At 72.9% G+C, this 15,886-nt stretch carries 9 protein-coding genes; 4 read left to right on the top strand and 5 right to left on the bottom strand.

Translation table 11 applies throughout. From position 1 onward, the window contains the following. Nucleotides 1–24: 24 nt before the first annotated feature. Complete coding sequence (locus BJ959_RS04110; protein WP_341800012.1) at nt 25–1,584, bottom strand: DivIVA domain-containing protein; 1,560 nt, start codon at nt 1,582–1,584, stop codon at nt 25–27. A 299-nt stretch (nt 1,585–1,883) separates the two neighbouring features. Here BJ959_RS04110 and BJ959_RS04105 point away from each other — a divergent pair, with 299 nt between their 5' ends. Together BJ959_RS04105 and BJ959_RS04100 are read left to right on the top strand one after the other, a co-directional pair. After that, complete coding sequence (locus BJ959_RS04105; RefSeq protein ID WP_153981612.1) at nt 1,884–3,755, top strand: DUF8094 domain-containing protein; 1,872 nt, start codon at nt 1,884–1,886, stop codon at nt 3,753–3,755. Next, nucleotides 3,755–4,660, top strand: coding sequence for a tetratricopeptide repeat protein (locus BJ959_RS04100; RefSeq protein WP_153981613.1), 906 nt, complete (start codon nt 3,755–3,757; stop codon nt 4,658–4,660). Before BJ959_RS04105 ends, BJ959_RS04100 begins: the two co-directional genes overlap by 1 nt. A 39-nt stretch (nt 4,661–4,699) precedes the next feature. Here BJ959_RS04100 and glgB read toward each other — a convergent pair whose 3' ends face one another. Both glgB and BJ959_RS04090 read right to left on the bottom strand, forming a co-directional pair. Continuing rightward, a complete protein-coding gene (gene glgB / locus BJ959_RS04095) occupies nt 4,700–6,967 on the bottom strand; it encodes a 1,4-alpha-glucan branching protein GlgB (RefSeq protein WP_153981614.1) in 2,268 nt (755 codons plus the stop codon). Next, nucleotides 6,967–8,934 (bottom strand): maltotransferase domain-containing protein, encoded by a 1,968-nt coding sequence (locus BJ959_RS04090; RefSeq protein WP_153981632.1) that lies wholly within the window; start codon nt 8,932–8,934, stop codon nt 6,967–6,969. The genes glgB and BJ959_RS04090 overlap by 1 nt, the downstream gene beginning before the upstream one ends. A 433-nt stretch (nt 8,935–9,367) precedes the next feature. Here BJ959_RS04090 and glgP point away from each other — a divergent pair, with 433 nt between their 5' ends. Beyond that, nucleotides 9,368–11,920, top strand: coding sequence for an alpha-glucan family phosphorylase (glgP, locus tag BJ959_RS04085; RefSeq protein ID WP_153981615.1), 2,553 nt, complete (start codon nt 9,368–9,370; stop codon nt 11,918–11,920). Between the two features lie 35 nt (nt 11,921–11,955). On the opposite strand, the gene ybaK is transcribed toward glgP, so the two are convergent. Continuing rightward, nucleotides 11,956–12,435, bottom strand: coding sequence for a Cys-tRNA(Pro) deacylase (gene ybaK / locus BJ959_RS04080; RefSeq protein WP_153981616.1), 480 nt, complete (start codon nt 12,433–12,435; stop codon nt 11,956–11,958). Beyond that, nucleotides 12,428–14,494 carry a glycogen debranching protein GlgX gene (glgX, locus tag BJ959_RS04075; RefSeq protein ID WP_153981617.1) on the bottom strand — a complete coding sequence of 689 codons (2,067 nt, stop codon included), beginning with the start codon at nt 14,492–14,494 and terminating at the stop codon, nt 12,428–12,430. Before glgX ends, ybaK begins: the two co-directional genes overlap by 8 nt. 39 nt (nt 14,495–14,533) lie before the next feature. Between glgX and BJ959_RS04070 the strand changes: the two genes are divergently transcribed. Then, nucleotides 14,534–15,796 carry a cysteine desulfurase family protein gene (locus BJ959_RS04070; RefSeq protein WP_153981618.1) on the top strand — a complete coding sequence of 421 codons (1,263 nt, stop codon included), beginning with the start codon at nt 14,534–14,536 and terminating at the stop codon, nt 15,794–15,796. Nucleotides 15,797–15,886 lie beyond the last annotated feature (90 nt).

The raw sequence follows: 15,886 nt of genomic DNA, 5'->3' as shown, positions 1-15,886 counted from the left end.
CCCTCTCCCGGCCGCGCGGGGGACCTACTCGTCCCGGCTCGTTACGGCCTCCGCCTGCGACAGTACCCCGCGCAGGCTCTCGAAGTAGCCCGCCACGGCATCGCGCTCGACCCGGATGCGCGCGAGACGCTCCTCCGCGTCGGCGACCATGTCCGCCGTGCGCTTCTCGGCATCCCGCAGCAGCTCGGCCGCGCGCCGCTCGGCGTTCTCGAGCACCTCCCGCGCGGTCGCGTCGGCGGCGGCGCGCTGGGCCTCGGTCGCGTCCTTGGTCGAGCGCTCGAGCTCCTCGGCCTCGGCGCGAACGGTGGCGGCACGCTCCTGCGCGGTGGTGAGCTGCGCGGTGGCCTCGTCGAGGTAGCGCTGCGTCTGCGCGACGGCCTCCTGCTGGCGCGACAGGTACTCGCGCTCGGCCTCGTCACGGCGCGCGGTCAGTTCGACGTCGAGGTCGACCCGGGCCTGCTGGGCCTCGCGAGCGAGGCGGGCGCGGTGCTCATCCTGGTCGTGCTGCAGCTGCGCGCGCGCCTGCTCCGCCTCATCGGCGAGCTGACGCCGCTGGCGTTCGGCCTCGCGCTCGAGCGCGGTGCGCTGCTCGGCCGCGGCGGCGGCACCGGCGGCGCGCAGTTCCGCGACCTCGCGCTCGGCGGTGGCGCGCAGCTCGGCGACCTCGCGCTCGGCCGTGGCGCGGGCATCGGCGACCTCCTGCTCGAGCGCCGCGCGGGTGCGGGTCTCGAGCGCGGTCAGCTCGGTGCGGCGACGCTCCTCCTCCTGCTCCCACTCTTGCTGACGGCGCGCCAGCTCGCTCTCCACCGTCTCGCGCTGCGCGGCGAGCTCGGCGGCGAGGTCGGCGCGGGCGTTGCGGATGTCGTCGTCGAGCTGCGCGCGACGCGTGGCGTCGTCGCTCTCGAAGGTGGCCCGGGCGAGCTCGGTCTCGCGGGCGAGGGCGGCCGCGGCCTCGCGGGCATCGGCGGTCTCGCGATCGGCGACCACGCGCAGCTCGGCGATCTCGCGCTCGGCCTCGGCGCGCTGGGCGGCGATCTCGCGCTTCGCGGTCGCGCGGGCCTCGGCCGCCTCGGTGGCGACGGCGCCGCGGATCGCGGCGGCCTCGCGCACGGCCTCCTGCACGAGATCGTCGGCCTCCTGCCGGGCGCGGGCGATCGTGCCCTCCGCCTCCCGGGCCGCGGTGTCGGTCAGGTGACGAGAGCGCTCGGCGGCCTCGTCGACCATGCGCTGCGTGCGCTCGGCGGTCTCCGCCTGCAGGCGCTGCGCCTCGGTCTGGGCCGCTGCCCGCAGCCGCTCGGCGTCGATGTCGGCCTGGCTGATGAGCCGCGTCGACTGCTCCTCGGCGACCCGCAGGGTCTGCTCGAGCTTGGTCCCCAGGCCCGAGTACGTGGGGCGGCCGACCTCGTCGAGCTCGGCCTGTAGGTCGTCCACGACCGCCTGCAGCCGCGCGACCTCCTTGGCGGTCTCGGCCCGGTCGGTGTTCGACTTGATCAGCTCGCGCCGGATCTCCTGGAGCGCCCGGTCGACCTCCTCGCGCTTGTAGCCGCGCATCTCGGTCCCGAAGTCGTACTCAGTCTCAGCCACGTGCCGTCTCCCGGTGGTCGGTGGGGGGAACGTGTCGAGTGTAGTCGGCGCGAGGCGCGCGTTTCCGGGCCGATCGGCCCCGGATGTGCGCGATCTCGTCACGTCGACCGGGCTCCGGGCCCGCATCCGCTATTCTGGAATGTCTTTGTTCTGCTGGACGCCCGTTCGTCACCGACGGGAAACGCCCGATGTCGAGCGCAGGAGCTCGGCGCACCGCGCCGACGTATCGCACCGCATGCTCACCGTTTCGGGCCCGCGATCACCTGGGATTGCGGCGCCAGCATGAGAGGAGTGGACCCGTGCGATTCATCGCCGCGATCGTGTTCTTCGTCGTCGCCGTCGTCGGCGTCGGGCTCGGCGTCGCGCAGCGCACCGTCTGGGCGCCGCCCGACCGCGTGACGGCCGACCTCGTCATCGAGTCGCCCGCGCCGGTCACCATCATCACGGGAGAGGCGCTCAACGCATACGAGGGCCGGCAGACGTTCGCCGTCCAGGGCGGCGTCACGGCCGCCCCGCTGCCCGAGCCGGAGCCGTCCGAGACGCCGGTCCTCGGCGAGAGCCCCGCGCCCTCGGCCGACCCTGACGCACCGATGGAGACCACGGCCATCAGCGCCGCCTACGGGCGGTCCTCCGACGTCATGGCCTGGGTCGGCGACGCGGCCCACAACCTCGTGACCTGGGATGCGGAGAACGGGGTCTTCGTCACCGAGACGATCGCCGGCACCGAGACGACGGTGCCCGAGCCCTTCGGCGGCGACCTCTGGTACGGCGACTTCCAGGGCGAGGGCACGCTCGGCTTCACGGTGAACGTGCCGGACGACGTCGCGGTGCTCATCGTCTCCGACGGCACGCTGCCGGCACCGCAGGCGTTCTCGATCACCTGGCCGCTGGATTCGAGCACGCCGTTCTCGACCGTGCTGATCCTCATCGGGGTCGGTGCGCTCGTCATCGGCCTGCTCCTGCTCCTCTGGGCGCTCATCCACATGCGCCGCCAGCGCGGACCGCGCCGGAAGTCGCCGAAGATGCCGAAGGTGCCGAAGCCGTCGCGCTACCGCCCGATCTCGGCGCGGCCCCTGCTCGGCCGCCGCCCGAAGGGGCGCCGCGCCGCCGGTCGCATCGCGCTCGTCCCCACGCTTCTCATCGGCGGCCTGCTCCTGACGGCCTGCACGGGCGGCTCGGCGGTCATCGTCAGCTCTCCGACGCCCGTTCCGACCGACGTGGTCGAGACCCCGGAGACCGCGGTCACCGAGAACCAGCTCTCGCGGATCATCACTCGGGTGGGGCAGACCGTCGCCCAGGCCGACGGTGAGCTCAGCAGCGCGATCGCCGAGACGCGCCTCGCCGGCCCGGCCCTGGCGCTGCGGACCGCCAGCTACACCGTGAAGGACGACGAGTCCGACTACCCGCTGCTGCCCGAGTTCCCGACCGAGTCAGTCGTGCTCGCGCTGCCCGAGCGCCTGCCGGCCGAGGGCGACACCTGGCCGCGGCGCGTGTTCGCGATCGTGCGGGCGCCCGCGACGGTCGACGACGAGGGCGTCGAGACCCAGGCGCCGCCGCTCGCCATGGTGCTCGTGCAGGAGGACCCGCGCAGCCAGTACAAGGTGCACTACGCGGTCACCGTCACCCTGCCGGAGGACGCCCCGCGCCCCGAGGTGGCTCCCGCTGAGCTGGGTGCCCCGCTGCTGCCGCCGAACACCCCGCTGCTTGCCGTGACCCCGGAGGCCGTCGCGGCCGCCTACAGCGACGTGCTGCTGAACGGCGACGAGAGCGAGTCATATCCGCTGTTCCAGACCGAGGGCGATCCGCTGCTGGCGCAGATCGGCGCGGCGGCGAAGGCGGAGCGCCAGGCCGACCTGCCCGATTCGGCGCGCCTGTCGTTCTCGAACGCGATCGGCGAGGCGGAGATCTTCTCGTTCGTCACGACCGACGGCGGTGCCCTCGTCATGGCCTATCTGCTCGAATCGGAGACCGTGCGGCCGACCGAGGCCGGGGCCGCCGTGAACGCGCCCGACTCGGTGGCCGCGCTCGCCGGCCGCTCGCAGAGCACCACGGGCATCCGGGCCACCTACGGCATCCAGGTGCTCTTCTCGGTGCCCGCCGTCGGCATCGAGGGGCCGGTCGTCATGCTCGGCTACACGCAGGGTCTCATCGCCGCTCGGGAGGTCGACTGATGTCCGATCCGTCTCTCGGTCCGTCCGCGCTCCGCGGCGCGGTCGACCTCTCGGGGCTCGTGCGCGCCGCGCAGCAGCCGGCCCCCGCCACCTCCGGTGCTCCCGCGCCCGGCGGCGTGGTGCGCGAGGTCGACGAGCAGTCGTTCCCCGCCGTCCTCGAGCTCTCGCGCACCGTTCCGGTGATCGTCGAGTTCTACGCCGACGGCATCGCCCCCGCGCTCGGCCCGCTCGTGATCTCCTACGGCGGCCGGCTGCTGCTGGTGACCATCGAGGGCAATCGCAACCCGCAGCTCGCGCAGGCGTTCCAGATCCAGCAGGTTCCCGCCGTGGTCGCGCTCATCGGCGGCCGTCCGGTCCCGCTCTTCCTCGGTATGCCGAGCGAGCAGGAGGTGCGGGGGGTGCTCGACCAGGTGCTCGAGGCCGCCGCGCAGAGCGGCGTCACGGGTACGGTGCCGCTCGACGGCGCCGCTGACGAGCCGGCGGACGAGCCGCTGCCGCCGCTGCACCAGGAGGCCTACGACGCGATCGCCGCGGGCGACTACGCGGCCGCCGCGCAGGCCTACCGCACGGCGATCGCCCAGAACCCGCGCGACCAGCTCGCCGTCGCCGGCCTGGCCCAGGTGCAGCTGCTGCAGCGCCTCGAGGGTGCGGTAGTCGCCGACATCCGGCAGGCGGCCGCCGCCGGCCCCGATGACGTGGATGCGCAGCTCGCCGTCGCCGACCTCGACCTCTCCGGGGGCCACGTGGAGGACGCCTTCGCGCGCCTGCTCCGCGTCTTCCCCGGCCAGGCGGCCGAGGGGCGCGCGGCGATCCGCACCCGGCTGCTCGACTACTTCGAGATCGTCGGCGCGGAGGACCCGCGCACGGTCGCCGCACGCCGAGCGCTCACCGCGCTGCTCTACTGAGTCGGTCGCCGCGCGGGCGGAGCCCGGCGCGCACCGGCGTCAGCCGCGCTGCAGGTACAGCCCGGCGAGCGGCGGCAGGGTGAGCTCGACCGACGCCGGCCGCCCGCCCCAGGGGGTGTCGGTGGCCTGCACGCTGCCGTAGTTGCCGACGCCCGAGCCGCCGAACTCCTCGGCGTCGGTGTTGATGAGCTCGCGCCAGGTCCCCGCCTCCGGCAGCGGCAGGCGGTAGGGGCCCACCGGGTTGCCGCTGAAGTTGAAGACACCGACGAGCGACCCGCCGTGGGCATCCTTGCGCTCGAAGGCGATGACGTTGTTGCCCGCGTCGCCGCCCTCCAGCCAGGCGAACCCCGAGGGGTCGTTGTCGCGCTCCCAGAGGGCCGGCGTCTCGCGGTAGACGCGGTTGAGCTGGCTGACCAGGCGGTGCAGGCCGCGGTGCACGGGCTGGTCGAGGATCCACCAGTCGAGCCCGCGCTCCTCGCTCCACTCGCTCGGCTGCCCGAACTCCTGCCCCATAAACAGCAGCTGCTTGCCGGGGTGCGCCCACATGAACGACAGGTAGGCGCGCACGTTGGCGAGCTTCTGCCACTGGTCGCCGGGCATCTTTCCGAGCAGCGAGCCCTTGCCGTGCACGACCTCGTCGTGGCTGATCGGCAGCATGAAGTTCTCGCTGAAGGCGTAGAGGAACGAGAAGGTGATCTCGTTGTGGTGGTGCGAGCGCCACATGGGGTTGCGGGCCATGTAGCTGAGGGTGTCGTGCATCCAGCCCATGTTCCACTTCAGGCCGAAGCCGAGCCCGCCCTCGCTCGTGGGCTTCGTGACGCCCGGCCACGAGGTCGACTCCTCGGCGATCATGACGATGCCCGGCACGCGCTTGTAGGCGGTCGCGGTGACCTCCTGCAGGAACGCGATGGCCTCGAGGTTCTCGCGCCCGCCGAGGACGTTGGGCAGCCACTGCCCGTCGGAGCGCGAGTAGTCGAGGTAGAGCATGCTCGCGACGGCGTCGACCCGCAGGCCGTCGATGTGGAACTCCTCGAGCCAGTACAGCGCGTTGGCGACGAGGAAGTTGCGCACCTGGTGCCGGCCGAGGTCGAAGATGTACGTTCCCCAGTCGGGGTGCTCGCCGCGCCGCGGGTCGGCGTGCTCGTAGAGCGGCAGGCCGTCGAACCGGCCGAGGGCCCACTCGTCCTTCGGGAAGTGCGCGGGCACCCAGTCCATGATCACGCCGATGCCGGCCTGGTGGAGGCGGTCGATCAGGTAGCGGAGGTCATCCGGATGCCCGAAGCGCGAGGTCGGCGCGTAGTAGCCGGTGACCTGGTAGCCCCAGGAGGGGCCGTAGGGGTGCTCGGCGAGCGGCAGGAACTCCACGTGCGTGAAGCCGAGCTCGGTCACGTAGGCGATGAGCGGGTCGGCGAGATCGCGGTACCCGAGGCCGGGCCGCCACGAGCCGAGGTGCAGCTCGTAGACGCTCATGGCGCCGTCGTGCGGGTTGCCCGCCGCCCGGCGGGCCATCCAGTCGCCGTCGCCCCAGGCGTAGCCGGTGTCGCCGACGACCGACGCGGTGGCGGGCGGCGTCTCGGTATAGCGCGCCATCGGGTCGGCGCGCGTCACCCAGGTGCCGTCGGGGCCGAGCAGCTCGAACTTGTAGGTCGATCCGGCACCGAGGCCGGGCACGAAGAGCTCCCACACGCCTCCGTCGTCAAGGCGGCGCATGGCGTGGCCGACCCCGTTCCACTGGTTGAAGTCGCCGATGACGCGGGCGGCCTGCGCGTGCGGCGCCCAGACGCTGAAGCTCGTGCCGTCGACGCTCTCGTGCGGGCGGTGGTGGGCGCCGAGCACCTGCCACAGCTGCTCGTGGCGGCCCTCGGCGAACAGGTACAGGTCGACCTCTCCGACGCTGGGCACGAAGCGGTACGGGTCGTCGGCGTGCCAGTCGGGGCCGCCGTCGTACGTGGTGCGCACCGTGTAGGCCTGACCCTCGTCGAGGCCCCCGGGGAGGAGGCCGTGCCAGAGGCCGTCGGCGTCGTGCGTGAGCGCGTGCTCGGTGCCGTCGGCGCGGATCACCGTGACGGTCGCCGCGAGCGGGCGGATCACCCGCACCAGCCAGCCGCCCTCGACGTGCCGCTGGCCGAGGGCGTCGTGCGGATGCGGATGCCGACCCTCGACGAGCGCCCGACGGTGATCGGGGTGCAGCGGGGGAGGTCCCGCCGGTGCACCGCCGCGCGACGTCGCGTCGCCGCTCGGGCCGGCGGTCGCGCCGCTCCCGGTGGTCGAAGCGGCCCTGTTCGGAGCGTCCTTCTTGCCGGCCATCACACGCCCTTCGGGTAGTCGATGCGCAGGATGTGCGCCGGCTCGACGAAGGCGTCGAGCCGCACGTAGTTGTCGGGGCCCCACTGGTATCGCTCGCCGGTGATGAGGTCGGTGACCCCGAACCGGGTGTCGAGGGGGAGGCCGAGCGCGGGCAGGTCGAGGTGCACGGTCGTCTGGCGGGCCGCGTGCGGGTCGACGTTGGCGACGACGATGATGCCGTCGGGCCGGCCGGCGCGCACGGCGCTCGCCGGCAGCGTCTTCGAGTAGACCAGGATCGCGTCGTCGTCGCTGTGGTGCACGACGAGGTTGCGCAACTGCCGGAGCGCCGGATGCTCGGCCCGGATGCGGTTGAGCCGGGTCAGGTAGGGCGCGATCGACCGGCCCGCCTTCTCCGCGGCCGCGAAGTCGCGCGGCTTGTACTCGTACTTCTCGTTGTCGATGTTCTCCTCGCTGCCCGGCCGCGCCACGTTCTCGATGAGCTCGTAGCCGCTGTAGACGCCCCAGGTCGGGCTGGCCGTCGCGGCGATGGCCGCGCGCACCTTGTAGGCGGGCACCCCGCCGAACTGCAGGTACTCGGTGAGGATGTCGGGGGTGTTCACGAAGAGGTTCGGGCGCAGGAAGGCGCTCGTGCCGTGGCTGAGCTCGGTGAGGTAGTCCTCGAGCTCGTGCTTGGTGTTGCGCCAGGTGAAGTACGTGTACGACTGCTGGAACCCGGCGCCGGCGAGCGCCTGCATCATCGGCGGGCGCGTGAAGGCCTCGGCGAGGAACACCACGTCGGGGTGCTCGGTGTTGACCTCGTGCAGCAGCCACTCCCAGAAGTGCAGCGGTTTGGTGTGCGGGTTGTCGACGCGGAAGATGCGCACGCCGCGGTCGATCCACAGCCGCACGATCCGCAGGATCTCGCGGCTGAGCCCCTCGTAGTCGTTGTCGAAGTTCAGCGGGTAGATGTCCTGGTACTTCTTCGGCGGGTTCTCCGCGTAGCGGATCGTGCCGTCGGGCAGCGTCGTGAACCATTCGGGATGCTCGCGCACCCACGGGTGATCGGGCGCGCACTGCAGCGCGAGGTCGATGGCCACCTCGATGCCGTGCTTGGCGGCCGTCGCGACGAACGCCTCGAAGTCGGCGACGGTGCCGAGGTCGGGGTGCACGGCGTCGTGGCCGCCCTCGCTCGACCCGATCGCCCACGGGCTGCCGGGGTCGTTCGGCCCCGCGGTGAGGGTGTTGTTCGGCCCCTTGCGGTTGAGGCGGCCAATCGGGTGGATCGGCGGCAGGTAGACGACGTCGAAGCCCATGGCCGCCACGGCGGGCAGGCGCTTGGCGGCGGTGGCGAAGGTGCCGCTCACCCACGAGCCGTCCTTCTTCTGCTTGGCGCCCTCGCTGCGGGGGAAGAACTCGTACCAGCTGCCGACCCCGGCGCGGGTGCGCTCCACCCGCAGCACGAGCTGCTCGCTGAGCGTCGTCAGGCTCCGCAGCGGGTGCGCGGCGAGCGCGGCCACGACGCGGGCATCGGTCGCCACGGCCAGGCGCGCGGCCGGGGTGAGCGTGGTGGTGCCGAGGGCGGTGCGGGCATCCGCCAGCACGGTCGCGGCGGTGCCGCGCGCCGAGGCCGCCGCGCGCTCCAGCAGCAGCGCGCCCTCCATGAGCATGAGCTCGACGTCGACGCCCGCCTCGATCTTCACGGTGGCGGCGTGCAGCCAGGTGCCCCAGTCGTCGGCGTAGGCCTCGATGTGCCAGCGGTGCTCGCCGGCCTGCTCGAGCAGCACCGCCGTCTGCCAGCGGTCGGTGCCCGCGCCGTGCTGGGCGAGGGCGTGCCGGGCGACGGTGCCGTCGGGCAGGGTGAGCACGAGGTCGGCGCCGAGGCGGTCGTGGCCCTCGCGGAAGACGGTGGCCGCGAACGGCACGAGCTCGCCGACGTAGGCGGTGCTGGGCCAGCGGTTCTCGGGCTGCTGCGGGCTCAGCCCGCGGATGGGGATGCGCCCGATGCGCGGGACGAAGGGCGGGGTCTGCGTCGAAGCCACCCTTCGACCCTACGCTGGTGGGGCATCCGAGACGGTGTCCTCCCTTATGCGGACAAAATGTCCCCCGGCCGGGGTACGTGAATTCTCATCAAGACTTGGTCGGTGTCGGACCGCCGTCCTATTCTGATGTTCGGAAAGCGAACCGCGGGCAGACCCGAAGCCCGCGGAGCGCACCGACTGTTTGGAGCAACCCGAATGCTCCGAAGCACAGGGCCGAGCCTCGCATCCCCCGATCGCGAGACCGGCCCTGTTCGTCGTTAACCGCTGTTCGTCGTTAACCCCCGGGTGTCCCGCCTGGAACCGGTTCCCGGCATCGCGCGCGCTCGCCTAGAGTGAGAATCCCGGGGCTCCTCCACCACGCCCCGGTCGAGGAGTGATGAGCGTGAAGGCGATCCGCCGCTTCACCGTCCGTACCGTGCTGCCCGAGGCACTCGACGCCGTCGCGGCGCTCGCGGCCAACCTGCGCTGGTCGTGGCACGAGCCCACCAAGGCGCTCTTCGCGCGCATCGACCCCGAGCGCTGGGAGGCGCTCGGGCACGACCCCGTCGCCCTGCTGGGCGCCGTCGAGCCGCAGCGCCTCGACGAGCTCGCCCACGACACCGGCTTCCTCGCCGAGGCTGCCGCTCTGCGCGACGACCTCACCGCCTACCTCGAGCAGCCGCGCTGGTACCAGTCGCTCGCCGATGCCCCTGCCCGCATCGCCTACTTCTCGCCCGAGTTCGGCATCGCCTCGGCGATCCCGCAGTACTCGGGCGGCCTGGGCATCCTCGCCGGCGACCACCTCAAGAGCGCGAGCGACCTCGGCGTGCCCCTCATCGGCGTCGGCCTGTTCTACCGGGCCGGCTACTTCCGCCAGGCGATCGACGCCGAGGGCTGGCAGCGCGAGAGCTACCCGCTGATCGACCCCGACGGCCTGCCGATGCAGCTGGTGCGCGAGCTCGACGGCAGCGCCGCCCGCATCTCGCTGAGCCTGCCCGGCGGCGAGGCCCTGCACGCGCACATCTGGCAGATGCAGGTCGGCCGGGTCGTGCTGCTGCTGCTCGACACCGACATTCCCGACAACAGCGATGCCCTCCGTGGCGTGACCGACCGCCTCTACGGCGGCGGCGGCGAGCACCGCCTGCTCCAGGAGCTCCTGCTCGGCATCGGCGGCGTGCGGGCCATCAAGCGCTACGTCGCGATCAGCGGCACCCCCTCACCCGAGGTCTTCCACACCAACGAGGGGCACGCCGGATTCCTGGGCCTCGAGCGCATCAGCGACCTCGTCGCCGGCGGCCTCAGCTTCGCCGAGGCGCTGCAGGTCGTGCGCGCGGGCACCCTGTTCACCACCCACACGCCCGTGCCCGCCGGCATCGACCGCTTCGAGGCCGCGCTCATCGAGCGGTACCTGTCGACCGACCTGCTGCCCGGTGTCGCCGCCGCCGACGTGCTTCCCCTCGGAGCCGAGGACTACGAGGGCGGCGACCCCGCCGTCTTCAACATGGCGGTCATGGGGCTGCGCCTCGCGCAGCGCGCCAACGGCGTCTCGCGCCTGCACGGCGATGTCTCGCGCGGCATGTTCGGCGCGCTCTGGCCGGGCTTCGATCAGGATGACGTGCCCATCACCTCCGTCACGAACGGCGTGCACGCCCCCACGTGGACCGACCCGCGCATGGTCGAGCTCGCCCGCACCAAGCTCGGAACCTTCGAGACGGCGGCCTGCGACTGGAACTCGCCCGCCATCACCGACGCCGACCTGTGGTCGGTGCGCCGGGCGATGCGCGAGCAGCTTGTCGCCGACGCCCGCGCCCGGATGACGGCGGCGTGGGCCGAGCAGAACCCCGGCATCGCCGCCCCCGCCTGGATGGCGGAGCTGCTCGACCCCGACGTGCTCACCATCGGCTTCGCGCGCCGCGTGCCCACGTACAAGCGCCTCACCCTGATGCTGCACGACCCCGACCGGCTGCGGGCCCTGCTCACGCATCCCGACCGCCCGGTGCAGCTCGTGGTCGCCGGCAAGTCGCACCCCGCCGACGACAGCGGCAAGGCCCTCATCCAGAAGCTCGTGCGGTTCGCCTCCGAGCCCGAGCTGCGCCGCCGCATCGTCTTCCTGCCCAACTACGACATCGGCATGGCGCGGCTGCTCTACCCGGGCACCGACATCTGGCTGAACAACCCGCTGCGTCCGCTCGAGGCGTGCGGAACATCCGGCATGAAGGCGGCCCTGAACGGCTCGCTCAACCTGTCGATCCTCGACGGGTGGTGGAACGAGTACTACGACGCCGAGAACGGCTGGGCGATCCCCACCGCCGACGCCGCGGGCGACGAGGCCGAGCGCGACAAGCTCGAGGCCGAGGCCATGTACGACCTCATCGAGCACCAGATCGCGCCGCGGTTCTACGACCGTGACGCCGACGGGTTGCCGCGCCGCTGGCTGCAGAGCATCCGGCACACGCTCGCCACCCTGTCGCCCGAACTGTCGGCCGACCGCATGGTGCGCGAATACGTCGAGCGCCTCTACGTGCCCGCCGCGCACGCCCACCGCGCGATCGCCGCCGACGACCACCGTCCGGCCCGCGACCTCGCCGGCTGGAAGGCCCACGTCGCCCGCGAGTGGCCGCACGTCGCCGTCACCCATGTCGAGTCGGGCGGCGTGCAGTCGCCCCAGGTCGGCGACCAGTTGAAGGTGCGCGCCCACGTGCAGCTCGCGGGGCTCAGCGCCGACGACGTGCTCGTCGAGGTGGTGTTCGGCCGCGCCCGCAACGGCGACGACCTCGCCGACGTGCACCGGCAGCCGCTCGAACTCGCCGACCACGAGCTGGGGCAGCCGGCGACCTTCACGGGCACCGTGCCTCTCGACCGCTCCGGGTCGTTCGGCTACAACGTGCGCGTGACCCCGCGGCACCCGCTGCTGGCCAGCCCGGCCGAGCTCGGCCTCGTCGCGGTCGCGCACTAGCGCCGCGCCGATCGCCGCTGCTCTGAATCAGGGGGTCAGCGGGCGATGTCGGCCAGCTGCCCGCCGGTGAGGCGCAGCAGGTCGTCGGGCGCGAGCTCGATGTCGAAGCCGCGCCGGCCGCCCGAGACGAAGATCGTGTCCCAGAGGGTCGCGGTCTCGTCGAGTACCGTCGGCAGCGCCGTCTTCTGCCCGAGGGGGGAGATGCCGCCGACCACGTAGCCGGTCTTGCGCTCGGCCACGGCCGGGTCGGCCATATGGGCGCGCTTGGCGCCGACGGCGGCGGCGAGCGACTTGAGATCGAGCATCCCGGTCACCGGAACGATGCCGACGACCAGGCGGCCGTCCGCCTCGGCCAGCAGCGTCTTGAACACGCGATCGGGGTCGAGCCCGAGAGCGTGCGCGGCCTCGAGGCCGTAGTTCGTGGTGGCCGGGTCATGCGCGTAGGTGTGGGCGGTGAACGGGATGCCCGCCGCGACCAGCGCCACCGTGGCGGGCGTTCCCGGCCCGCTAGCCATCGCCCTCGGCCGGCCCCTCGGCGCGGAACAGCAGCATCGACGCCGGTCCGACGGTGAGCCGCTCGCCGGGCGCGTGCACGGGCTCGTGCGCGTCGAGGCGGTCGTGGGCACTGTCCCACAGCAGGGTGTAGGCCTCGACGCCCTCGTGGGCGGGCAGGGTGACCTCGACCGGCTCCTCCAACCCGTGCACGATCAGCAGGATGCGGTTGAACGCCTCGACCTCGGGCGTCGACGCGGCCAGGTACTGCAGCGTGCGCTCGGCCGGTGAGTCCCAGTCCTCCATGGTCATGGCGGCGCCGTCCTTGTTGAACCAGTCCATCTGCGTGGCGTGGGGCACCGTCTCGCCCCAGCGCCCGTACCGCTGGGGGCGGAGGGCGGGATTCTCGCGTCGCAGCTGCAGCAGTCGCTGCACGACCCGGCGCAGGTCATGCTGCCAGCCCTCGAGGTGCCAATCGATCCAGGTCAGCTCGCTGTCGTGGCAGTAGGCGTTGTTGTTGCCGCGCTGCGTGCGGCCGATCTCGTCGCCCGCGGTGAGCATCGGCATGCCGGCGCTCAGCAGCAGCGTGCCGAGCAGGTTGCGCATCGCCTTGCGGCGGTCGAGCGTGATGCCGGGGTCGTCCGTGGCCCCCTCGACGCCGAAGTTGTACGAGCGGTTGTTGTCGGTGCCGTCGCGATTCTCCTCGCCGTTGCCCGCGTTGTGCTTCGTGCCGTAGGCCGTGAGGTCGGCGAGGGTGAAGCCGTCGTGCGCGGTGATGAAGTTCACGCTGGCGAGCGGGCCGCGCTCCTCGGCGAAGACGTGCGCACTGCCGGTCATGCGGCGGGCGAGCGATCCGATGCCCTCCGGCGCGGTGCCCTGCGCGCGCGCCGCACCGAGGTCGGTGAGCCAGAACGCGCGCGCCCGATCGCGGAATCCGTCGTTCCACTCGTGGTACCCGGCCGGGAACCGGCCGACCTGCCAGCCGCCCATCCCGACGTCCCACGGCTCGGCGATCATGGTGACGCCCTGTAGCTCCGGGTCGTCGAGGATGGCCCGGAGCAGCGGGTGCTCCGGGTCGAACACGGCAGCGGCATCCCGCCCCAGCGTCGCCATCAGATCGAAGCGGAACCCGTCGATCTGCACCTCGTTCGCCCAGTAACGCAACGAGTCGAGCACGAGCCGCTGCGCGACCGGCTGCGAGAAGTCGATCGTGTTGCCGCAGCCCGTCGTGTCGATGTACCGGCCGTCGTCGGTCTGCCGGTACCAGGTGGCCGCATCGAGGCCGCGGAAGCTCGTGGTCGGGCCGTCCGCGCCCTCCTCGGCGGTGTGGTTGTAGACCACGTCGAGCACGACCTCGAGGCCGGCCTCGTGCAGCAGCTTGACCATGCCCTTCACCTCGCGCAGCACGGCGCCGGTGCCGCCCGACTGGGCCGAACGTGTGGCGTAGGCGGCGTGCGGGGTGAAGTAGTTGAGCGTGTTGTAGCCCCAGTAGTTGACGAGCCCCTGACCCTGCAGCCGCTGCTCGCTGACGAACTGGTGCATCGGCAGCAGCTCGACGGTCGTCACGCCGAGGTCGAGCAGGTAGTCGATGGTGGCCGGGTGGGCGAGGCCGGCGTAGGTGCCGCGCAGCTCCTCCGGCAGCTCGGGGGCGAGCTTCGTCAGACCTTTGACGTGCGCCTCGTAGAGCACGACGCGGTCGCGCGGCACCCGGGGCTTGGCGACGCCTCCCCAATCGAAGGAGTCGTCCTGCACGTACGCGCGCCAGCCGCCGTCGGGCGTGCGGGCGAGCCCGCGGGCGTAGGGGTCGAGCAGCAGCCGCTCGCGGTCGAAGGCATGTCGCGGCCCCTCCGGCCCGTCGGCGCGCAGCGCGTAGCGGGCGCCCGGGCGCAGGGAGGGGGTGCTCGCCTGCCAGATGCCGCCACCGACCGGCTCGAGGTCGATGGTCTCCGCCACCCACGTCGGGTCGTCCTCGGCGAACAGGCACAGCTCGATGGCAGTGGCGTGGGCGCTGAAGACGCGCAGGTCTCCGACCCCGTCGCTGAGGTGCACGCCCAGACGGTCGAGAGGATCGTTCACGGGCATGCGTCTTAGGCTAGGTCACCGCCGGGGAGGGAGCCGCTCATGATCTACCTGGACCACGCCGCCACCTCGCCGATGCCTGCCGTCGTGCGATCGGCATACGTGGCCGCGCTCGAGGTCGTCGGCAATCCCTCCTCGATCCACTCGGCCGGGCAGCGCGCCCGCGCTCTCGTCGATGACGCCCGCGGCCGCATCGCCGCGACCCTCGGCGTCGACCCCATCGAGGTCACCTTCACGGGCGGCGGCACCGAAGCGGTCAATCTGGCCATCAAGGGGCTGTACTGGATGCGGAACCAGGGCGCGCCGCGTGCAGGCGCCACGGCCGGCTCCGCGCCGGTGCCTCGGCCACGCATCCTCGTGCCCCGTGCCGAGCACCACGCGGCCCTGGACGCCGTCGAGTGGCTCGCCGCCCACGAGGGCGCCGAGCTGCGCTGGCTCGAGGTCGACGCGCTCGGGGCGCTGCGGCTCGACGCGCTCGCCGACGCGCTCGGCGACGGCTCGGGCGTGGCCCTGCTCACGATGCTCGCGGCGAACAACGAGGTCGGCACGCTGCAGCCGGTCGCCGAGGCCGCCGCGCTCGCCGCGGCCGTCGGCGTGCCCGTGCACGTCGACGCGATCGCGGCCTACGGGCAGGTGCCGCTCGCGCCGCTGCCGCACGGGGTGTCGGCCGTCTCGGTCTCCGCGCACAAGGTCGGCGGCCCGGTGGGGGTCGGAGCGCTCGTGCTGCGGCGCGACGCCGACGTGGTTCCACTGCTGCACGGCGGCAGCCAGCAGCGCGCCCGCTCGGGAACCATGGACGCCGCCGGCGCCGAGGCCTTCGCTGTCGCGGCCGAGCTCGCGCACGCCGAGCTCGCCGACCGCGCCGCGCACAAGCGGATGCTGCGCGCCCGGCTGGCGGAGGGCATCCGTCGCCGCGTGCCGCAGGCCGTGCTGCGCGGCGCCGCGGGCGCGGCTGCGGTCGCCGATGACCCGGCGCGGGCCGCCGAGCTCGACGCGCTCGCGCTGCCCGGCACGCTGCACCTGACCGTTCCCGATGCGGAGGGCGACTCGCTGCTGATGCTGCTCGACGCCGCGGGCATCGCCGTCTCGACCGGGTCGGCGTGCCAGGCCGGCGTGCCCGAGCCGAGTCACGTGCTGCTCGCGATGGGGCTCAGCGAGGCCGAGGCGCGGGGTGCCCTGCGCATCACGCTCGGGCCGTCGACGACCGAGGCCGAGGTCGACGCGCTGCTCGACGCCCTGCCCGCGGCGGTCGAGCGCGCCCAGGCCGCGGGGCTCGCCGCCCGCACCCCCCGCCTCGGCCGCTGACGCTCGCAGCGCTCGTGACGGTGCCGACGGGCTGCGTGTCACAAATCACGGAACTCCCGCCGATCGGGCCCCTCGTTTCCGCACGGCGGG

This window comes from Microcella frigidaquae, assembly GCF_014200395.1.
GTDB classification, from domain to species: Bacteria; Actinomycetota; Actinomycetes; order Actinomycetales; family Microbacteriaceae; genus Microcella; species Microcella frigidaquae.
This window is presented reverse-complemented; position numbering and strand designations above follow the sequence as displayed.